Source organism: Dermabacter sp. Marseille-Q3180, assembly GCF_940792985.1.
GTDB lineage: Bacteria > Actinomycetota > Actinomycetes > Actinomycetales > Dermabacteraceae > Dermabacter > Dermabacter vaginalis.
In genome coordinates this window covers 1,416,944-1,438,942 of the sequence record NZ_CALNWU010000001.1, presented here as the reverse complement: position 1 = coordinate 1,438,942, position 21,999 = coordinate 1,416,944, and the positions used below count along the sequence as shown (strand labels likewise).

Below are 21,999 nucleotides of genomic sequence, written 5' to 3'. Positions count from 1 at the left end.
CACGCTATGTCGCTAAAAACCTTGCCCGCTAGACCGGGAAGCCTACCCTTAGCGGCCTTCGCCACCCTCGACAGCAGCCGCCGGTTGATCGTCGTTCGTCTTCGGCGCCCACAGAAGCGAGGCGATGATCGCGATGATCATCGAGCCGGCGATCACGGCGAGCGAAAGCCAGATCGGGATCTCGGGGATCGAGTGCACGAAGTGACCAAAGCCTGAATCCTTAGGCCACAGCGGCGCCTCGTGGGCCGCGTGAATGACGAGCTTCACGCCGATGAAGGCGAGGATCGCCGCGAGGCCGTAGTGGAGGTACACGAGGCGGTCCACGAGCCCACCGAGTAGGAAGTACAGCTGGCGAAGCCCCATGAGCGCGAAGAGGTTCGTCGTGAACACGATGAACGGGTTCTGCGTAATGCCGAGGATCGCCGGGATCGAGTCGAACGCGAACATCACGTCGGTCAGGCCGATCGTAAGGAACACGAGCAGCATCGGCGTGAAGACCTTCTTGCCGTTCACCACCGTGCGAATCTTACTCCCGTCGTAGTGATCGTGGACGTGGACGACCTTTTTAAGGTTCTTCATGACGAAGCCGTCCTCGGCCTCCTCCTCTTCCTCGCCCTGGACCTGTTTGTAGGCCGTGTAGAACAGGAAGATCGCAAAGATGTAAAACACCCACGCGAAGGAATTGATCACGGCGACGCCGAGCAAAATCAAGATCGCGCGCGCGATGAGCGCGATGATGATGCCCACCATGAGCACCTCTTGCTGGTATTTCCTCGGCACAGCAAACTTCGACATGATCACAATGAACACGAAGAGGTTGTCGATACTGAGCGAGTATTCGGTGAGCCAGCCCACGATGAATTGTCCCGCGACCTGGTGGCCGGCGAGGAAGTAGAGCGTGACGGCGAAGATGAGCGCGAGCGCCACGTAGAACACGACCCAGCCGATGCATTCCTTGAAGGACGGCACGTGGGGGCGCTTGAGAACGAGGAGAAGGTCGATAACGAGGATCGCAACGAGGACAATCAGCGAAATGACCTCGAACTGCAGGGAAATCTCACCCATCGGGGTCCCTTCGGGCTGGGGGCGGTGGAAATGACGAGGGCGCCTCACATCATGGGGCGCCCATCTTCGGATTGTGTCTAGTCTACGTGTTCACCTTGGACGAGAGTCGAGCGAAGAGGTCGGGAATCACCTGCGCAATGTCGCTTGCGAGAATCGGCGCGTGGCCCTCACCCGCTGCGAGGGCCGCGGCGTGAGCGTGCAGGGTCACAGCGGCTTCGCACACCGCAAGGAGCGTCCGACGGTCGCCGCGCTCAAGCCCTTGCGCGATCTGTGCGTGGTTGAGCGCCAGCAACGCCCCGGTGATGCCCGCGAGCGCATCGCCCGTTCCCGCGGTCGCGAGGCGCGTCGTGGGCGATGTGACCGCGAGGGTGTCCTCTCCCGGCGCGGCAATCCATGTCGTGTGCCCCTTGAGGATCACCGTCGCGCCCGTCACCACCGCGAGGGTTTCGGCGGCCTCGCGGGGTGAGGTCTCGATCCGGGCGCGATCCCATCCTTCGAGGAGGTGCGCGGCCTCCCCCGCGTGAGGGGTAAGAACGGTGCGCACGGGGCTGGCGTCGGACCCCGTGACAAGACCTGCGGAGCCGAGCGCACCCGCATCCGCGACCAGAAGGGCACCCGGCGAGGTTTCCCTCATGCACGCGCGCACCGCCTCGAGGCGGTCCGGCCCCTCCCAGCCCGAGCCGGCGACGAAGACTTGCGCGCGACCGGTGGCGGGGACGACCTCGGGTGTACGCGCAATCACCATGCGCGCAACCGCTTCGGGACCGGCGTAGCGCACCATGCCCACGCCGCAGCGGGCCGCCGCTTCACAGCCGATGAGCGCCGCACCCGGGTAGTGCTCGCTGCCCGTCGCCATGCACACAACGCCCCGCGTGTATTTATGGTCGCGCTCGGTAGGCGCGGGCCAGTAGCGGGCGAGATTCTCGAGGGCGGTCACGAAAAGAGCTCCTTGACGTCTTCGGCGGTGATCTGCGCGCTGAACGCCTCGCCACCGTCGGTGAGCGAATCGAAAAGCGCGCGTTTCTTCTCCTGGAGCGCGAGGACCTTGTCCTCGATCGTGTCGGCCGCAACGAGACGGTAGACCATGACGCGTTCCGTTTGGCCGATGCGGTGCGTGCGGTCAATCGCCTGGTTTTCGGCGGCGGGATTCCACCACGGATCGAGGAGAAACACGTAGTCGGCCTCGGTGAGCGTCAGGCCGAAACCGCCAGCCTTGAGGGAGATGAGGAAGACCGGGTCATCGCCCTCGCGGAAGTCTCGGATCACGTCGGCTCGATCGCGGGTCGAACCGTCGAGGTACTGGTAGGCGACCTGGCGTTCCCGAAGCTGCTCCGCGACACGCGCGAGGAAGCTCGTGAACTGCGAGAACACGAGGACCCTGTGGCCCTCGGCGACGACCTCGTCGAGACGCTCGAAAAGAACCGCGAGCTTCGTCGACGGCGCGTTCTTATCGCCGCCATCGTCCACGAGTGCGGGATCGAGCGCGAGCATCCGCAAGAGCGTGAGCGAGCGAAAGACGATGAAGCGGTTCTTGTCCATGTCGTCGATGAGACCGAGAACCTTCTTGCGTTCGCGCTGGAGCACCGAATCGTAGATCCTGCGGTGCGCGCCCTCGAGCTCGACCTTGACGACCTGCTCCTGCTTCTGAGGGAGATCCTTCGCCACGAGTTCCTTCGTGCGTCGCAGCATGAACGGTCGCAGCCGGCGGCGAAGCACGGGCATCTTCTCCGGGTGCTCGCCCGATTCGATCGACTGCGTGAAGTGGGTGCGGAACTGCACGTGCGGGCCAAGAACGCCCGGCGCGACGATCGACATGAGCGCCCACAGGTCCCCGAGGGAGTTCTCCATGGGCGTGCCGGTGATCGCGAGGCGGAAAGGCGCTTTGATGCGCTTGACCGCTTGGTGGATGCGCGAGGCGCGGTTCTTCACGAACTGTGCCTCGTCGAGGATGAGGCCCGCGAACTGTTCGCGTGCGAAATCCTCCGAATCGATGCGGGCGATCGTGTAGCTCGTGACGACGATATCGGCGCCCTCGATTTCGCGCCGCAGCTCCGTTTTTCGGGCGCGCCGCGTGCGATCCACGAGCGCGACCTTCAGGTTGGGCGTGAAGCGTTCGGCTTCTGCCTGCCACACCCCGATGACGCTACTCGGCGCCACAACAAGGAAAGGTCGGGGGTGGCCGGTAGGCGTCGGACCTGAAATTTCCTGGGTGGGGGTCTCCCCCGCGCCCGCCGTCACCGGGCCGTTCCCCTCCCCCGCACTCGCCGTCTCTCGCGCGTGCTGGATGAGCGTGAGCGCTTGGAGTGTTTTGCCGAGGCCCATGTCATCGGCGAGAATCCCGCCGAGCCCGAGCGAATACAGAAGCGCAAGGAACTCGAAGCCCTCGCGCTGGTACGAGCGCAACTCCGCGCGCAGTCCGGTGGGAAGGGACGTGTGCGGGATGGCCTCGAGATTCTTCAGTTTTCCGACGGTTGCCTGCCAACCATCGGCAGCCTCGGCCGCGTCTGCGGCGTCGGCAAGATCCTCCCAAAAACCCACCTGATACTTCGAGATCTGTTGGCGTTCGGGCTCCCACTCGGCGAGGGCCTCCCCCTCGGCGATGAGGGCGCGAAGGGCATCGAAGGCCGGGTGCTCAAGCGAAAAATAGGTGCGATCCTCGAGAAGAAGTTTCGACTGCCCCTTCGCAAGCGCGACGAAAAGCGAAGGAAACGGAATCGTCTTCCCGTCGAGCGTCACCTCAAAGCCCAGGTCGAACCAGTCGTTCTTCGTAGGATTCTCGGTTTGCCGCACGCGCACTGACGGGGCGCCGTCGAGCTCGCGGTAGGTGTGACGCGTGCCCGAGATCGTGACGTCGATGCCGTCCATAGTCTCGAGCGCGGGCAGCACGCGCGTCGTGAAGTGGGCGGTGTCCACGTCGCTCAGCTTCTCGGTGCCTTCGGTGGCGCGGTCATCGGGGCGCGCGCCGCCCACCGTTGGCCACACCTCACGCACCTCGGCGAGGAGCTCATCCTCGTAGTCGTGATCGCGGTCGGCGCCGTCACGCGCATGCACGCTGAAGCGGCGGCGCGTCGACGGGTACAGCCACGACCACTTCAGAGCAAGGGCATTGGCGCCGCTATACGTGAGTTCGAGCTGCAGCCTCGGCTTCTGGGGCGCAGGCATCGCGACACTCCCGTCGCCGCTCGCGACGCTCGTGACGCGGTTCAGGCGAGGAAGCGCACTCTCGAAGAAGGCCTTGCGGTCGCTCTTTGGCACGTCAATGCGGGTCCGGGCTTCAAGGAGGCGCTGCACCGGCATCGGCACGGGTGCGGACGTTGCCGCAAACTCAATATTGAACGTGCCGCTCTTGCCTGGGGAGATATCAATGACGCCGTTCGAACCGAGCATGTGCGCCTCGGGCCTCGGCTCGTCGTCGATATGCGCGAGGGCCCGCACCTTGAGAGCATCGGCGCCACTCAGGTCCAGGCCAACGTCGGCCCCCTCACCGAGGCTGACCTCACCCACGCTCTCGAGCCCCACGAACGCCACCCCCGCCTCGCGAGCGCGCGCGAGAGCCTCCCACAAGATCGGGGAGCGAAACTGGTTGATCCACAGCTGCTCGACCGCGGCCGTATGGCTGCGATCCGCCTCCGAGAGCGCAAAGATCCTGGTCAGGGCGTCAGCATGCGCGGGATCGTAGCCGCGACCGTTCATGCGGTACTCGAACGTGCGCCACGACAGCCCCGACTTGATCCAGTTGTTGCGCTTGCCGCGGCGCAGCGGGCGGATCGACAGATACACGCTCTTGCCCGCCTCGAGGTGCTCTTTCGTGAACGGCTCATACCCCCACGAAAACCTCGTCTTCGTGAGTTGCTCGGCTTTGAGCTCGAAGCCGAGGGCGAGAGGGGTCGTATCCTCCGTCTCTTCCTCGCTCGCGCGCAAAAGCGGCGCGAGGGTCTCGAGCCACGACGCTGGCTGCTCCTCGGGTTCCGCCTCGCGGGCCTTCGCCCACGCCTCTGCCTGCTGCCCCGACCACAGGGCAAGCGCAGCGCCGTGCTTGCAGTTCATGGCCACGGGGCACGTGCACGTCGACTGCACGGGAATCCACAGAGGAAGCGCCTCCTCGGAGTCGCTTTCCTCATCGTCAACGCGGTGAAGCGACACGCGCACGCGATAGGGATCCGGGCCGCGACCGTGCACGACACCGATGAGCTCGCCCTTCGAGCCGGTCGAGGTCGTCACCCAATTGGGCAGACGAATATGCTCGTCATTCGCGTAATCGGCCGCGCGCTCCACGACGACGCGCCCAAACATCGGTTCGATGAGGGCCTTCGGCACGAAGGGAAACGGCGGCTGAGGGGTGCGCGCGGAAGAAGCCATAACTTCCAGGGTACAGGCCAAGAAAAGGCGCCGTCGCGCCAGCAAGAGCCCTCCCAGGCGGAAGCGTTTAGCCTTGAGCCATGGTGAACCAGGACACATTCAAGAGTGAGTTCGAACAGTGGGCGCCCGCCTGCGTGCAACTCGCTGACACCTACGCCGACGGCCACGAGGCACTCGACCGGCTCTGGGTGATCGCGCACCTCGGCCCGACGGTGACGCCGTACGCCGCCTTCGAGGTCGCGGGTCGCATTTACGAGCCCCACAACCTCAACGAGGCGATCCCTGAACTCGACTGCTCCCCCGACGCGCAGGGCGAACTCCTCGATCCCCTCCTCGAGAACTCGGTTGCACTGCGAAACGCCGTCGTCGAGGCGGGCGAGGAACTGCCCACTCGCATCGTGCTGCGCTACGACGTCAAGCAGGAAGAACTGACGGCGAGCATGACCTACGACTCGCTCGAACCCGGAGTTCCCGAAGAAAAGCAGGCGAGCAATACCGAACTCCTCGAGCGGTGGATAGAGCGACTACGCGAGACCGGCGTCGATTCGGCATCCGCACTCCCCGAGGAATCCGGCGACGAACAGGACGCTCACGCCACCACTCTCGAGTTCGAGCCGACGGACCCCACCGCCGTCGAGACACCTTTCGACCAATGGTCGGCATACTGCTTGCAGGTCGCCTATAGCTTCGCCGACTGCCACGACTCACTTCAGCGCGTATGGGTCGTTGCCCACCTCGGCGGAGCCGTCTCGGTGAACGCCGTATACGAGATCGACGGCGCCATCGTCCGCTCGCACGAGCTCGGTAAAGCAATCCCCGAGCTCGAAAGCCCGATCGAGGAGCAGGTCGAGTATCTCCTCGAACCGCTCACCGAAAGCACGGCCGATTTCCAGGACGTTCTCGAGGCCATGGGCGAGCCGGTTCCTACCCGTATCGTGCTGCGCTTCGACGTCGCCGAGGACGACGTGAATGAAGACCTCACCTATGAACCGCTCGAACCCGGCATTGCCGAGGAGGAACAAAGCCCCGCGAGCGTACTCCACGAGCGCTGGGTCGAGCGCTTGCGCGACACGGGCAACGACGCAGCTGCTGCCTTAGGAGACTAACCCCTTACGTTTGTGGCGGTATGAGATCGAGTTCCGCCACAATTGTTGGGGACAGATTCTCCTGGTTTCGTTAGGGACGCCGTCAGCCCTTGCGGACAACGTTGCGCGCGCCGCCGATTGGCTCCTCGATCACGCCGACGCCGACGGCGAGCTCTTCCTCGAGTACATCGACGAATCCGGCCAGGGCCTTGCGAACCAGGGCTGGAAAGACTCAGGCGACTCCGTGCGCTTCGCGGATGGCACGATCGTCGAAGGACCGATCGCCCTCACTGAAGTACAGGGGTACGCCTATGAAGCTGGGCTCGTAGCCGCGTGACTCCTCGATGAGCGCGAAGAACGCCTCGTCATCGACCGGCTCATGGACTCGACGATGTTCACGGGCTTCGGCATCCGCACCCTCTCAAGCGACAACGGTACCTACTTCCCCACCCGCTACCACGGCGGCAGCGTGTGGAGCCATGACACGGCGTTCGTCATGCGCCAAGCCATGCGCGCGGGATTCACGAGCGAGGCACGGCAGATCGCCCGGTCGCTCGTGCGGGCGGCGCAGGGCTTCGACTGGCGCCTGCCGAACTGTTCGCGGGGGATCCGACGGCTGCCGTGCAGCAGCCGATGCCCTATCCCGCGTCGTGTCGCCCGCAGGCATGGGCTGCGGCGAGCGCCGTTCCGATCGCCGAGGCGCTCGGGCTGCTTCCCGCACGAAACTAGGGCTTGACCTCCACTTTCACGACGTACCCGCTGAGTGGGAGATGCACGAGGGCGTACTCGGGGCGACACCCCGTGCGTTCCACGAGCGCATTCAGGTAGGTCGCGAGCTGGCCCACGTACTCGCGGCGAATCAAGTCGAGGACGTCGGCTGGTTCGGTCCGCGAATTCGTTTTGTGATCCACGACGATGCTGTGACCGTTTTCGAGGGTCAGGAGCGAGTCGATCCAGCCTTCCATGGCTTGACCGTCGGCATTCCACCACGCCACCGGAACTTCGGTGCCGACGGTGTGCCCCGGGAACTCGCGCGTGATCCAGGCGTGCCATCGCTCGCCGACCTCGACGATGACCTCGGGCGTGACCTTCGCTTTGAGCAGAGGATTTGTGCCGAGCCATCGTTCGGTGATCCTCCGGGCGAGGGTGAGCTGGCGCTCGCGCGGTAGCTGCGAGTACGGGGTCGCAAGGTAGGCGTGGACGGCTTCGCCTACGAGTTCTCGATGCGTGCCGCCCTCCCCGACGAGCGGGGCACCGAGCTTCGCGTGAATCGTGACTCGCGCATCGATACCGGTGGAATCCACGGCGCTCGCAGCAAAACGCGCGGGAAGGCCGCCCTCGTGCTCGATGAAACTGGACGGTGCCCCCGTGGGAGCCGCCGTGGGTTCCGCCGCGAGTGGGCTTCGCTCCCGGCGGTACGGCTCGAGAGGCGAATCGGGGTCATCGGCGTCGCCTGGGGTCGCGTGGTGGAGAACCGTCACGGGGATCGTTGAGACGCGAGGACCGCACTCACACCCGTTCGCCTGGGCGTCGTCGTCAGCATCAGCGGCGCAGTGAGGCTCGCTCTGGCCCGGCAGACCGGCCGGGACGCGTGCCCCGGCCACGGTGAGGGCTGCGCAGCCGTCGGATTTCTCCGTGAGCTCGAGCGTGTACGTGGCTTTCTGATCCCGAGCCTCCTTGCGTTCCTTCACGGCCTTCGTGGATTCGTCCCGCTCGGGCGTCCACGAGGCTGCTTCGGCGATTTCCGCCTCGAGAACCTCGGGCGAAAACTGTGCGTACAGCGTCTCGGTAAGGTCTTTATGACCTGCGAGAACGAGCTGATATTTCGCTCGCGTGAGCGCAACGTAGTGGATGCGGGCCTCCTCCGCGCGGTTGGCGAGACGCGCGCGCGTCACATCGCTATCGTGTGCGAGCGCCTTTGCCATGGGCGCGAAAGAGTCGTTGATGATCGGGTTGAAGCGCAGCGCTCGACCGGTGAGGGGGTGTTCGGGATCGAATTCCGACGCTGGCCTCGGCCGCACGGTCACCGCGTCTCGAACGTTTTTCGCCTTCTCGGGAACGATCGTGACGACCACGGGCCACTGCAGGCCCTTTGCACCGTGGATGGTGCTGACGGTGACGGCGTTCGGGTCGTGCGCAAGCCTGTGCTCCTTGCCGTGCTCCGCAAGGAAGGCCCCGAGGCCGGCTAGGCCCATGGCGCGGCCCCTGCCCGTGCACTCCTCCTCGTACTCGCGGGCAAGCGAATGAAGGGCATCGAGAACTGCGAGTCGCTCCTCGCTCGCACTCCACTGCTTGACGCGCCGCGGAAGCTCGAGCGCATCGATCAGGGCGAGAACGACTTCGCTCGGACTGAGTTGAGCAGCGCGCGCACGCAAAGCTTCGAGACCCGCAAGTGCGGGATCTTCACGCCAGGTGCGCATGCGCCGCGCACGCTCGGCACGATTGGGGAGTGCGCCAAGCTCGTGGAACCAGCTTTCGTGCGACGCGTGCTCCGGCACGAGGCTCACCAGCTCGGCGAGTGCGAGCGTGTCGTTCGGGTCGAGGAGGGACGCGAGGCCGGCACGCATCATGTGCGCTTCGCGTCCGGTCCAGAGATCACGCTTCGCGCCAGTCGTGGGTATGCCGAGGGTTTCAAGCGCGTCCGTCACGGTGGCAAGCGCTCCCCCGCCTCTCGCGAGCACGGCGATGTCACCGGGAGTCAGGGGCTCTCCGGCGATTGTGGCGCCCGAGGTAAGGAGCGCGTGGATGCCCGTCGCGATGGAGCTTCGCAATGCTGCGTCCTTCGCGCGTGGCAGGTTCTCGGGGCCCTTCCACAGCTCCACGCTGCCCTCGTGCCGCGTGTTCTCGCGAGCACCGGGCACGTCAAGCGCGACAGTCGACGGCTTCATGTCTCGAAAGACCGCCGTGAACAGGGCGTTGGTGAGGGCGAGCGGCGGCTCAGAGCTTCGATAGGAATCGGTAAGCGCCTCGACGTTTCCGCCAGCGAACCCTCCGCGGCCCTCCCGCACGGCGTCGACGACGCCCGACATGAGCTCGGGGGCCGCGTCGCGAAAGCCGTAGATCGACTGCTTCTGGTCACCCACCCACACGACGTCCTCGACGAGGTCGCCAAGACGCATGAAAAGCTCGAGCTGAATCGGGGATGTGTCCTGAAATTCGTCAACGGCGAGGAATCGGAAGCGGCTCTTGAGCGAGGAGCGCACGCGTTCGTTGTTCGTGACGAGATCGAGCGCGAGGGTCTCTTGATCGGCGAAGTCCATGACCCCCAGTGCTGCCTTGTGCTCGGCATACGCTTCGAGTGCGTGTGCCGCAGTCGAGAACGCGAGGCGAATCAGTTTCTCGACGTCCGCGAGGAACGCTTCGTTGCCGAGAACCCCCACGCCGTCGCTCGCGCCGAGGATGAGGTCGGCAAGCGGTGCGAAGACAGCCTGGGGTCGCGCACCGGGCTTTTTGCCTCCGTGGGCCGGGCGCACTTTCGTCACGTCGGCGAGTGCCATCCACTGCGTCCACGGCACGCTCTCGATGCCGCGGCTCATGCGACGGTAGAGCGACTCGAGCGTCACGATCGATCCCTCGATGTTTCCAAGTGTCGACGAGACCCGCTTCGCGGGCTCGCCGTCGCTCGGCCAATGCGTAAGCTCCTCACCCTGGGCTTCGGCCGCGCGTGCCGCGTCGCGATCCGCCGTGAGTTCTGCGAGGCAACGTTCGAAGGTGCGCAGCCAGGCTCCGCGCTGATCGGGTCCACTCTCGTAGCCTGCTTCATTGATCATCGAGCGGAAAGCGGTGATCGATTCCTCGGCGCTGTGCTCGAGGGCGGCGGGTGTGATGCCGTTTGTGCGAGCGAGCCTCGTCATGCTCGTGACGGCGCTCGCCCATGATTCATCGCGCTCAAACGGGTTCGCGCCTTGGTCTGGTGCCCCTTCGTACCCGAGTCGAGCGAGGAGCGCATGCTCGCGCTCCTCGATCTCGGTGATGGTGTGGTTGATCGACGCCGTGAAAATGAGTTCGCTTTCCTCTTCGCTCAGCACTCGCAGCTCGGGGCTAAGCCCCATGTCGATCGCGTAGTCCTGAACGATGCTTCCCGCGATCGAGTTGACCGTGCCAATGAGTGCCGAGCCGATCTCGTTCGCCTGCTCCACGTGCCCGAGCTCGAGAAGACGTACTTGGAGACGCTCGCGGAGCTCGGCCGCGGCCTTCACCGTGAAGGTCGTCGCGATGATTTCGCTCGTGCGCACGCCGCCCGCGAGCGCATCAGCCAGTCGCGTGGTGAGGGTATAGGTTTTGCCGGATCCCGCCGACGCAGTGATGACGGTGAAGGTCATGAGTAGTCTCCCGTGAGTCCCGTGAGCAGGCAGTAGTCGCTGTAGGCGGCGTTAGCGTCGACGAATACGCGCCCCGCTTGCACGCGTTCCTCGGCAAGTTCCGCCGCGGCTTTTTTGTGGGCGGTGTCGAGGGGCGAAAGGCCGTTCGCGAGGGCGATGTCCCCCAGCACACTCGTCACGCGGCCCTGGGCGATCGCGCTCAGTTCATCCTCGATGGTGGCGCGAAGCCGCTCGAAAAGGGCGAGGCTTCCGTCGGAAATTTCGCCGCTTTCCCCTCGCCCACCGAGTCCCCGGTCGAGGGTCACGAACTCCGCGTGGCGCAGCATGAAATATCCGGAGCGCGGCTCGCGCATCTCACCCCTCTGTGCGCCGTACGCCCACGCGTAGGTCGCAAGCTGGAGCGCTTCGTGTGTGGCGACGTAGTTCGCGTATCGCGACGTGCTGTTCGTCCACTTGAAGTCGAGGAGAACGGGTCTTCCGTTCTCCTCGATTCCCGTGAAGTCGATCGAACCGAAGAGGGGCGCGGTGAACTGCTGGGCTGCGCCGGTGGCTTCCACCGTGAAGGTGAGGGGCACGCCTTCGAGTGCGTGCTCGATCTGAAGCACGCTGATGCCCGCGCTGCGGAGCGTGCGAAACAGCATGCCGATGCTAGTTTTCGCCCGCCGTAGGACGTACGCGCGCAGAGCCTCGTTGCCGGGGAGGTCGAGATGACTCGCGTACCGGGGGATGAGCCGCGCCGCGAGTTCTTCGACGGTGCTTTCGGGAACCTCGTAGCTTGGCGGCACGAGCTTGTCATTGACGAGAGTTTCGATAACGGCGTGGACGAGCGTGCCTATCGCGCGGTTGCCACTCGGGACGCTCGCGGCGCTGCCCGGTTTGATCCCGAACGGGTAGCGGAGCACCCACTCAAGTGCGTCTCGGTGAAGCTTTTCGAGCTGCGTAAACGACAGGCGTTCTGGCATGAGGTGCATACCGGGAGTCACGTCGCGCGCGAGGGTTGACGGCGGCATGAATCGAAGCTCGGGCACTGCTTCACAAAGCCCCGCCTCGAGCCGTCGCGCTGCCCATTGACGCGCATCGATAGTGAGCGCTCGGTGGTGCGTGGGATCCGATTGCTTCGGGTCCAGGGCCTTGATGTCGGGGTGGGCGTCAAGCCATGCTCCCGCGAGCGGCGCAAGCGCAGGGCTGAGGCTCGCACGCTCGCCGTCCACGACATCGGCAACGACGGCGACGATCGTTGAAGCTCGGCTCAATGCACGCAGTTTCGTGCCCATCTCGAGCGCCTCGAGTGCCTCCGGTTCAAGGACGCGCGCCCCGCCCTCTTCGAGCAGGTCAACTTCCGAGCGGTCCCACGTGGCACTGCGCCTTCCTTGGACTCCGGCGGCGCCCCACCACACCACCGTCCCTCCATCCACGTGCGCCTCGCTGATCGCCGTTACCCACGGGGCGACGGATGGACGTGCAAGCACCGACCGTGCCGAGGGCGCGGATGCCGAGACAAGGTCACGCAGCTCGCGCTCACTGAGCAGCTGCCCGCCCACGAGATCCAAGAGATCGCGAAGGGTCGCGAGGTGCTGGCGAATGATTCTCTTCGCGGGCCCGGCCGCTCTCGGCATCGATTCCACTCGTGCCTCGAGAAACTCAAGGCGCCTGCCGAGAGCACCGACCGCCACGCCCTTCCCTGGAGGTTCGGCGGTGAACGCGCACAGCTCACGCACGATCGCGACATTCTGCGTGCCGACTTCGGGATCCGCAGCTATTTCCTCGAGCGCCCGTGAGAAGGCCGAATGCGGATCGCTCGCGTCGATCCCCGCTTCCTCCCCGAGGGCGCGAAGGAGCGCGCGGGTCACCTTCCACGGCAGCACGGGGGTCGACGCTTGCCTCTCTCCCGCAGATTCCCGCCTCTTCTCGCACGGAACCTCGACACTGAGGAACTCCACGAGCGCCTGCACGTTCACGGGCGCGCTACTCGCCTCGAGAAAGAGCGGCACGATCTGTGCGGCAAGCCGTGGCAATTCCGACGGCGCATGCGCGACGGGCGGGAGGCCGCGCCGCGTCAGCGACAGGTCAAGCGGGAGTGTTCCCCTACTTGCAAGCACGGTCACGGCGCCTTCGCCCGCGCATGCATCTTCGAGGATCTGCGCGGCGACTTCTCCGGCCGAAAGTTCCTGAGGCGCACGCACGATCGACAGTGCACCGGGCACGCGTGCATCGTCCTCGCGAACCGTCACCTCGACGCCGCAGCGCGAGAGGAGCGTAAAAATCGCCGGCCACCGGCCCGGGAGGCTGCGAGGATCCTCGGCGCATTCAATGGCCTCGATCCCCAGTGACCACACCTCGCTCGAAGCCGCAAGCTCTTCGAGCTCGGCATGAACACTCGCGAGATCATCGGCAAACCCCGGTGGCAGATTCGCACCGGGAACTCCTTCGACGCCCACGACAATGGCCTGTTCGAGAGCCGCGAGCGCCTGAAGCCGGGGCTGGCGTACTCCATCAATCCGGCGAGGCTCAGGCGCACGCCACCCTAACTCGAGCGCCTCATCGCGTAGCCGAAGCAGCACGCGCGCCGTGTTCCACGGGTCCAGCTCTCGTGAGCGCCGATACCACGAGTGATCCACTTCGCCGAGAAGGCGGTGCATGCGCGCGACCCTCACCGCGTGCGACGTTTCCGGATGGCGCAGCCCCAGACGCGTAAGCAGCACCCCCACGAGCTCTCGCGGCCCCGCGACCATGTCCCACGTACGCTCCGCGCCGCCGCGCGACGCCCACGCGGCGCCATCGGCAAGCCAGCCAAATCGAATCTTCACGAGGGCCCCTCTCGACCGTTTCCCGTTACGTCCACAACGGTATCCCGGGGGTGAGACATTTAAACCGGCAACCGTCGGGCCCGCCCTCAACCGCACGCTCGAAGGCGACCCGAGGAACCCAACTCCAGCGCTGCCCCACCCGTGTGCCGTCCCTGGTGGCCAGCACGTCGAGGCGCGAGCCTCATAGCCCCGGCTCTGCGCAGCCAAAACACGGCAGCTAGCGCCAAAGTGGCGGAGCACACATGCCCTAATTTCCCAAAACAACGTCTCTGAATCGCGCTTGACCTGCGACTGTTATATATTCGTGACGTTGCTCGTGTCGCTAGCCTCACCGGCCTCAACGCGACTCAGCCGCGCCCCTAACCCCACAAGCTAGGGCTCATGCCCGCGCCGCCAGTCGGCGTTCCCATCGCCACCCGCAGCTGACATCGTCGCGCGGGTGAGGCGGTGCCGCGGTGAGGGGATTTCCGCGGTACGAGAAGCGCCCGGCGGAGGGGGTCCGACGGGCGCTTCTCTATCTCTTCCGAAAATCCCGTGAATCCACGGGCCTGACATGGCTTATTCGGGCCTAGCCTCACCGGAGGCCGAGGAGCCGTCGGACTCCTCCCTCGCATTCTCCCCACCCGGGTTGCCACCGAGGTAGCCGAGGTAGCCGTAGCCGCCCTCCCACGGATCCAAGTCGTCTTTCAACGCGTGCTCTGCCGACTCGTGCACGAGCCGGGTCGTGGCCTCCATGCCTTCTGCAATCACGAAGCCGAGCGGCATATATTCCTTGAACTGATCCCAGAGTGCGCGCGCGTCGGCGCTGCTCAGCTTCGACTCCCCCACGGGAAGCTCCAGGAAAATATCCTCGAGAACTCCCTGGTTAGACGGCACAAGGTCAAGCGTCCCGCGCATGTCCGGCCCGCTGAGGCACCACGTGATCATCGCGGGCGACGCCTCCGCTGACATGCCCACCACGACCTCGCGGTCCCACGGTGCACGAGAAATTTCACTTCGCCCCACCCGCACGCTCGGGAGTCCGACGGTTGCCGCGAGAAGGCGCTCGCTCGCTTCACCCACCGCTTCCGTGTCGTCAAGGGGGTGAAGCACCTGGAGCCGAATACGCAAACTCTGCGGGGTAAAGTGCGCAACGCTGCGCCCCTCCGCCGGCTCGAGAACGCCATCACTCGTCCAGTCGTACCCGAGGCCCATGATCCCCTCGACGGGCCCATCGGCGGTTTCGCGAATCCACAGCACCTGGAACGTCTCGAAAATGCGGCGCATGTACGGGGTGATGCGCGTACGTTCCGGCGTGCGAATGATGAGCGAGTGGGGCTCGGCCTGCGCACTCGCGATGAGCGCGGAGATCCACGGGCTGTACTCGATGACCTCGACGGGCATGTCGATCACGCGCGGCACAAGAGGTGTGTCGTCCTCGTAGTATTCACCGCGGCTAATCTGCTCCCGCGGGGTCCGGTTCGCCCAGCCCGCATCGTCCACGAGGTCCACGTCGATGCTCACATCGCTCGCGCTCGCCGAAAACGCACGCGCGCATGCCTTCGCAAATGCGATCGTCTCGGCGCGTGGCCCGACGATCTCGGCCGCATAGTAGGGAGCGGCGATGACCGCATCGTCAACGAACCAGATGGGCGGGGTGTTGGACGTGCCGTCGGTGATCGCGACCGCATCACAGTCGGTCGACCACATCTCGTGATCGGGCGAGAACACGGCGCTCACGACATCGGCGAGGCGCTCGGCCTCCCACTCGCGCGGGCTGTGAAGCCGCACAATGGCCTGCTGGTTCATGCCTTCACCTCTCAGTTGTTTGCGTGTGGACTGCCGAAGCCACGCGAGTGCGTCACTTCCTCATCGCCACCCTCGTACACGATCTGAACAGTTTCGCCCGGCTGCCCCATGCGGAACATGCGAGCCCGGCCCGTCGGGAGGGAGCGGGCGCGCTCGCCACCGAGGAGTAGACCCTCGGTACGGTCGCCCGAGAACATGAAGCCCGTCGCGCCACTTTCACGCACCGTGTTGAACACCGGCTCGTACAGGCCGCGCGATGCACCCGCGACACGGCGAGCGATGATCGCCGAGAGGTTGATCTCCGGCCCCATCGCGAGGAACGGTTGAAGAGCTTGAAGTGGGCTCATGTTGCCGGCCGTGAGCACGTCATAGTCATCGATAAGCAAAACGATGCGCGGCTGCGATTCACCCTCGGCCTCCGCCGCTTCGGGTGAGCCTGGAACGCGCTTCTTAAGCTCGGGAATAATGGCGGCCACGAGCTGCTCAGCCAGGGTCGCGGAAGCCGCATACCCGCCGAGATAGGGCTCGGGGATCGCATCCGCGAGGTTTCTGCGGGGATCGAAGACGGCAAAGACCAGGTCTTCCGGGCTCCATCGCTCCATCATCTGTCGCGCGATGTACTTGAGCATGCTCGTGCGGCCCATCTTGTTGGAGCCGAGCATCACCATGTTCCAGTCGGTGCCTTCCACGTCGAGCTGCGCCGTGCCGAGGTCGCCCTCGTAAAGGCCGATCGGGATGAGATTCTTCGATTCGCTCTGCGCGAGCAGGTCGGGCGTGACAACCGTCGGAAGCAGACGCACCTTGGGCGCGCGGTCCGTGGTCGATGCCGAAACCGCTTCGACGAGGTTGGAAAGTCCCTCGACGGTCGTTTCGCGGTCCGCCTTCGAGTCGATGCGCGGGAGCGCGATCTGCCCGAACAGGCTCTTCGAGGTCAAGCACTGACCCGGGCGGTCAGCGGCAATCGTCGCCGAGAGCTTACGCGCAACGCTCGACTCACCCGGGTCGGTGAGGCGCAATTCGAGGCGGTTACCGAAGTAGGTCTGCATCGTCAGTCGCGCGTCATTGAGGCGCGAACCGGTCGCGACCACGTGAACACCGAGGCCAGCACCGCGGCGGACGATGTCCTTGATGTTCTCCTCGAGGTCGTTGAACTCCTCGTTGAACTGGCCGAACCCGTCAACGAGCAGCACGATCTCGCTCATGAGCTTCGGATCAACGTCGAGGCCCGCCGCACGCCGTACCGATTCGAGGTCGGGAAGCTGGCTTTGGTGAAGCAGAAGCTCGCGGGCCTGCATGGCGGCCTGAACCTCTTCGACCGTGCGGCGCACGGCCTCGCGCTGCTGGCGAGTCGCGATGCCCGCGACGTTCGGAAGCTTCTCAATTGCCATGAGGCCGGAGCCGAGCAGGTCAATGCCGTATACGATCGCCTCCGCGGACGGATGCGTGAGCGCGAGCGACGCCGCGATCGTGTGGAGTGCCGTCGTTTTGCCTGAGCGGGGCGCACCCACGATAAAGACATGACCGCCTGGGCCAGCAAGATCGAGGTTGAGCTTGCCCTGCCACTGACGCGCCGGATCGTCAATCATGCCAATCGGCACCGAGAGGAGCTTGTCCTTCGACAGACGCAAGCCGCGCCTCGTAGCCATGGGCTTGCCGGCAGCCTGGTCAAGCGTAATGACCTTGTCGATCGGGTCAAGCCAAATGGGGCGCGTGACGCGAGGCTGCTTCTCGAGCTGGGCGACGACGGTCGAGAGAATCGTGTCGCCCTCTTCGTCCTCATCATCGGCGCCACCCGGGGCAGCTTTCTTATCGGGCTCCGAATCGGTATCGAGGACGGCAAACTCATCGATAAGGGAGACGTGCGGGAGGTCCGCAACCTCCATCTCATCCTCTTGCGCCGGCAAAAGGCCCGACACGTAGCCCGAACGGAACTTCGTGTAGGTCGTCGTGTCGACCTTGAGATAGCCGTAACCGGGCAACGGTGGGAGTGAGAACGCATCAACCGTGTCGATCACGGTGCGCGACTCGGCCGCCGACAGGGTACGAAGACCGATGCGGTACGACAGGTAGGTTTCGAGGCCGCGAAGCTTGCCGCCCTCGATGCGCTGGCTCGACAGAAGCAAGTGCACACCGATCGAACGACCGATACGGCCAATCGACAGGAACAGGTCGATGAAGTCCGGGCGGGCCGTCAGAAGCTCGCCGAACTCGTCAATGATCACGAGCAGATGCGGAAGCGGCTCCATGTGTTCGCCACCGTCGGCCGCCTGACGACGCCGGTACGTCGTAATATCCGAGAGGCTTCCAGCGTCCTTCAGGAGTTGCTGGCGGCGTTTGACTTCGCCCTCGAGGCTCGCGTACACCCTCTCCACGAGGTTCGCGTCGTCGCCAAGGTTCGTGATGACGCCCGCAACATGCGGGAGATTCTCGAACGGCGCGAAGGCTGCACCGCCCTTGTAGTCGATGAGCACCATGTTGACGTCCGCCGGCGAGTGTCCCGTGACGAGGCCGAGCACCAAGGTGCGCAGGAGCTCAGACTTACCGGAACCGGTCGCACCGATCGCGAGGCCGTGAGGCCCCATGCCGTACTGTGCCGACTCCTTGAGGTCGAGCATGACCGGAGCGCCCTGGTCGTCGGTACCGATCTGTACGCGCAGGAAGCTCGAGCGGGGGCGCGGGGTCCACGCTTCCTCAAGGTTGATGTTCGTGAGTTCGCCGACACCAAGAAGGTCCGAGGCGCGCAGTGCTTGCTGCGTTTCGTCGTGTTCAAGCGAGTCGGGTGCGAGGCGAACGCCGGAGAGATAGCGCGCGAGCGCCCTCGCCTCTTCGTGCGTGAATTCGTCGAGCTTCACCGTGAGGCGCTCCGGCTCTTGATCTCGCGACGTGTAGCGCTCGATGATCGCCTCATCGGACTTGACCGACGAGGGGCTGATGCGAAGCGTGATGTCGTCGGGCTCGTGCTCGCGACTCGCGAGCAGGTGCAGCATCGTAAGGCCGACGTCCGACGGGCGCACCTCGCGGTCGCCGATGGGAAGATCGAGCGCATCTTCTCCGTGATGATCCGAGACGATCCACATGCGCGCCATGGTGCTCGAGATGTTGCCACCACCGAGATTGCGTCGAAGCTGCGCAGCCTCCGTGAGGCGTCGGTGAAGCTCGGGGCGCAGCACCTCTCCGAGCTGTCGCTCATCCTTCGCGATGCGGCGAATGGGACCGTGCTGAGTCGCGCGAGACTGGTCAGCCATGTGCGGAAGCCACGTCATCCACGACCAAAATTCGCGCGCTTCACCCTCGGGGTAGGTGAGAGCCATTTGGATGTCCTCGGGCGAGGACAGTGCTGCCGCATGACTCGTGAGCAACACGGCGATGCGACGGCAGAACGGCTGATCGCCCACGATACTCACGTTGCCCACGGAGTCGAACGGGATGGTCACGGGCGCATCGGGCATCGTCGAAAAACGGGCTTCGACGCGATCCAGCTCGCTCGACATGAACTCATCGTCGAGGCTCATCGCGTTATCTTCGCCGACGCGGTCGAACTCGACCGCCGGCGCGAAACCCGTACCGAGCCGCAAGCGCATGAAGTCCTGGTCGTCGCGGCGGCGCTCCCACAGCCTGGAGGTGGAGCGCGCGAGAGACAGAAGAGCCCCGGGGTGGGGTTCAGCTGCACGCGCAAGCTCGGCCCGATGCTGCTCGGCTTCAAAGAGCTCGCTCGATTGGCGGTCGAGGTAGGTCAGGTACCGGTCTCGGAGGGATTGCCGACGCCTGATTGTGCGACCACGGTTGCTCATAAACATGATGACGAACGCGATGACCGTCACGATCATCATGAGGGCACCGATTGCGGCGAGGGCGGAGCCCCTGAACAGCATCATGAGGGTCATACTCGTCGCGGCACCGAGCATGGGGATCAGCATGAGGAAGTTCGCCGTGCCGTCGTTCTCGGGCAGCGCCGGCGGAAGCTCGATCTCGTGGCGTGTGATCCCCGGGGCCGAGGGCGAGGTTCGGGCGGGACGGTGGACGATTCGTGTACTCACCGACTGACCGCCAACTGCATCATGAGCGCACCCAGCTCCTCGATTGCGACGCGGGAGGGTTCTGAAATGTTGGCGATACGCACGTGGGAGTCGCCCGCGAGATGCTGATCCTGCGGGATGACCACGAGGTCACCGAGCTGGATGCCGCCGCGGGGCTTTCCAAGGCCACTTTCCGGGGTCTCGCGAAGCAAGCGAATAGTGGCGCCGTGCTTGTCGCCGAGAGCCTCACGAATGTTCTCGACCTTCTCGATGCCTTGCACGGTACGGCGACCCACGATGACGATCACGTGCGGCATGAGCATCGAAAGCTCGTCGTCATTCACGTGCGAGTCGCAGTCAACGAGAAGCACCTGCTGCGATCGCGAGATCTCGCCGATCGATTCACGCGCCTGCAGGAGAGGTGTCTGCTGAAGGCGAAGACCTCGCTGGTGGTAGTTCTCACCGAGGAACCACGCAAGGTCGCTCGTCGAGCGCAGTCCGGCCACGGTCACAGAACCGCCGCGCGCTTGCGCAAGGTAGCCTGCGCTCGCGACGAGGAGCGAGGTCACGCCTGCGCCGCCGTGGGCGCCGAGAAATGCGACGCGGCGCCCAGTCGTAATGGGCAGTTGCTCATCGCGTTGGGCCTGTGCAATGCGAGTCGGGGTTTCGTCGTTGCCGATCCATCCGGTCACCCGGCGCAGCGCGCGACGCGCGCCGCCTTCGCCCTTGCGTTTACTGATCTTGAGTGCGCGGTCTTTTTGGTTCACTAGAAAGTCCTCAACAATTCGCTATACACACCGAAAATACCGACGAGCGCAGGCACGGTCACGAGCGTGCAAATGCGTTCAATCACGCCGGAGATGCGACGTCCAAGGGCCGAGTTCACGGAGCTACGGAAGGCGAAACGCGGGACCGTGTACACAGCGATCGCCACAACGATGACGCCCACGCCGAGCCAAAGCGAGAGGTCGGGGTTCGACGCGACAATCGCCTGGGCGCAACACACACCAGTCACGATTGCGGCGCCCCACAGAACAGCCCGGTGGAGCGCGAACGGGAAGTGACGAGTGCGGAACACCATGGCAATGGCGACGGCTGCCACGGTGATCGCCGCGAAAATGTTCTCCGCAACGAGGGCCGACGCAAGACCGAGGGAGATTGCCAAGATCACCGCGAGAACGATAACCGACATGGAGAGAGCCTCATACGCCTCTGAAATGGCGACATCGACCCGCTTGACTTTCACGTCATCGCCCTCGGCGAGGGCATCCTGGACCTTGTAGAGGCCCGCCCCCTGCATCGCGAAGCGCGGCACTAGGCCGAGCGCCGCGAGGGCGATCACGGCAACGATCGCACCGGCCTGCTCCACCGTTGCACCGAGCGTTGTGGACAGGGTGAAGATACCGATGCTAGCGGCAAGGGTGGCGAGGGCGGTGCCGAGCGCCAGGAAGCGTCGGCGGAGAACCCCAAACACTGCAAGGTTTGCCGCGAACGCGCTAAGCCACCAAATCGCACTCTCCTTGCTCCCGAATTCGAAGTTGATCCCTCCGAGGAAAGTGAGCAGGAGCGAGCCCGCGTACAGCGGCCACGCAAGGGTGTGGACCTTCAGCGCCGCGGTGACGATGGTGAGCGCGTACATTCCCGCGACGGGCCACCACGGGCGGGAAAACGCACCGGGGATGAACCACAGGGAAAGAAGAAGAAGGACAGTGGAAAGAATGCCGAGCACCCACGGGCGGCTGGTGTCGTTCCATAAACCCCGGACGTCGATTGACGTGAGGCGATCGACGACGTCGTGAACGACCGGTTCCAAGGGAGCGTCGGCGAGCGGCAGAACCTGCACAACCTGGCCGTCGAGAAGCTCTTGCTCACCAACGGGCACCGTGTGTTCAAGTCGCGCGCCGAGGACCGTGAAAAGGCCGAGGCTTGAAACTTTCGTGGTTTCGCCTACGAGCTCAATGAACTCGGGGATCACATCGGCGGGCGTGAGCGAGCCGGGGACGATCACGTCCGCAGCGCGCTCACTTCCGCGAATGGTGAGGCGAACGTAAGGGCTTTGGGTCATTGCTTGTCCTCATCAGCAGTGTTCGGCGTGGAGGCCGGCGTAGTGGGAGGTGTGGCGGGAGTGGTGATTGACGTGCCCTGCATGGGCTGTCGTTTAAAGGTCGTGTCGGTCGCGAGGAGATGCATAACGAACGACACGGCTACGCATACAGCACACGCAAGGACGGCGAAGAAAATACTGGCGAGCATCGTGCCGAGGCCGTCCGTCCACGTCCGACGCAGCCTCTCCGACCGATGCAAAAGCGCCTGGGCAAGCCGTTTCCTTCGCACTTTAACAGCGTCGAGAAGCTGGTCATCATAGGTGTACACGCAGTTCAAACCCCCTGCTGAGCGCGTCAGCGGTCAATATGCGAGAGCCATTGTGCACACAATCCCTGAGTTAGGCCACTTGGGTAAACATTACGGGAACATAACGGAACCTTTTGGTGGATTGGCGTGACGCCGCCAGGACGTTGTGGTTTTGTGTAACGGTCAGATAACGGGACGTGTGTCC

12 protein-coding genes are annotated in these 21,999 nt (G+C 64.6%); 2 read left to right on the top strand and 10 right to left on the bottom strand.

Annotated elements, in window-relative coordinates; genetic code table 11:
• Nucleotides 1-48 precede the first annotated feature (48 nt).
• The 3 genes from NBW56_RS06370 to NBW56_RS06360 form a co-directional block, all read right to left on the bottom strand.
• Nucleotides 49-1,065, bottom strand: coding sequence for a TerC/Alx family metal homeostasis membrane protein (locus NBW56_RS06370; protein WP_065247064.1), 1,017 nt, complete (start codon nucleotides 1,063-1,065; stop codon nucleotides 49-51).
• Nucleotides 1,066-1,147: 82 nt separating this feature from the next.
• Entirely contained in the window at nucleotides 1,148-2,002 is an 855-nt protein-coding gene (locus tag NBW56_RS06365; protein WP_239379640.1) for an ADP-dependent NAD(P)H-hydrate dehydratase, read from the bottom strand.
• A complete protein-coding gene (locus NBW56_RS06360; RefSeq protein ID WP_250258466.1) occupies nucleotides 1,999-5,424 on the bottom strand; it encodes a DEAD/DEAH box helicase in 3,426 nt (1,141 codons plus the stop codon). The genes NBW56_RS06365 and NBW56_RS06360 overlap by 4 nt, the downstream gene beginning before the upstream one ends.
• 80 nt (nucleotides 5,425-5,504) lie before the next feature.
• Here NBW56_RS06360 and NBW56_RS06355 point away from each other — a divergent pair, with 80 nt between their 5' ends.
• Both NBW56_RS06355 and NBW56_RS06350 read left to right on the top strand, forming a co-directional pair.
• Nucleotides 5,505-6,530 (top strand): hypothetical protein, encoded by a 1,026-nt coding sequence (locus tag NBW56_RS06355; RefSeq protein WP_250258465.1) that lies wholly within the window; start codon nucleotides 5,505-5,507, stop codon nucleotides 6,528-6,530.
• Nucleotides 6,531-6,540: 10 nt separating this feature from the next.
• The gene (locus NBW56_RS06350; RefSeq protein ID WP_250258464.1) at nucleotides 6,541-6,846 is read left to right on the top strand and encodes a hypothetical protein; all 306 of its coding nucleotides are present in this window, start codon (nucleotides 6,541-6,543) and stop codon (nucleotides 6,844-6,846) included.
• A gap of 388 nt (nucleotides 6,847-7,234) precedes the next feature.
• On the opposite strand, the gene NBW56_RS06345 is transcribed toward NBW56_RS06350, so the two are convergent.
• The 7 genes from NBW56_RS06345 to NBW56_RS06315 all read right to left on the bottom strand — a co-directional run bounded on the left by NBW56_RS06345 (nucleotide 7,235) and on the right by NBW56_RS06315 (nucleotide 21,815).
• On the bottom strand, nucleotides 7,235-10,831 hold the full coding sequence (locus NBW56_RS06345; RefSeq protein WP_250258463.1) for a UvrD-helicase domain-containing protein: 3,597 nt from the start codon (nucleotides 10,829-10,831) through the stop codon (nucleotides 7,235-7,237).
• The gene (locus NBW56_RS06340; protein WP_250258462.1) at nucleotides 10,828-13,638 is read right to left on the bottom strand and encodes a PD-(D/E)XK nuclease family protein; all 2,811 of its coding nucleotides are present in this window, start codon (nucleotides 13,636-13,638) and stop codon (nucleotides 10,828-10,830) included. The genes NBW56_RS06345 and NBW56_RS06340 overlap by 4 nt, the downstream gene beginning before the upstream one ends.
• A gap of 558 nt (nucleotides 13,639-14,196) precedes the next feature.
• Nucleotides 14,197-15,426, bottom strand: a complete 1,230-nt coding sequence (locus NBW56_RS06335; RefSeq protein ID WP_250258461.1) for a DUF6177 family protein — start codon at nucleotides 15,424-15,426, stop codon at nucleotides 14,197-14,199.
• A gap of 11 nt (nucleotides 15,427-15,437) precedes the next feature.
• On the bottom strand, nucleotides 15,438-19,463 hold the full coding sequence (eccCa, locus tag NBW56_RS06330; RefSeq protein ID WP_250258460.1) for a type VII secretion protein EccCa: 4,026 nt from the start codon (nucleotides 19,461-19,463) through the stop codon (nucleotides 15,438-15,440).
• Nucleotides 19,460-20,209, bottom strand: coding sequence for a hypothetical protein (locus NBW56_RS06325; protein ID WP_034371491.1), 750 nt, complete (start codon nucleotides 20,207-20,209; stop codon nucleotides 19,460-19,462). Before NBW56_RS06325 ends, eccCa begins: the two co-directional genes overlap by 4 nt.
• The gene (locus NBW56_RS06320) at nucleotides 20,209-21,507 is read right to left on the bottom strand and encodes a ubiquitin family protein (RefSeq protein WP_250258459.1); all 1,299 of its coding nucleotides are present in this window, start codon (nucleotides 21,505-21,507) and stop codon (nucleotides 20,209-20,211) included. Before NBW56_RS06320 ends, NBW56_RS06325 begins: the two co-directional genes overlap by 1 nt.
• Nucleotides 21,504-21,815, bottom strand: a complete 312-nt coding sequence (locus NBW56_RS06315) for a hypothetical protein (RefSeq protein ID WP_034371485.1) — start codon at nucleotides 21,813-21,815, stop codon at nucleotides 21,504-21,506. The genes NBW56_RS06320 and NBW56_RS06315 overlap by 4 nt, the downstream gene beginning before the upstream one ends.
• Nucleotides 21,816-21,999: the final 184 nt, after the last annotated feature.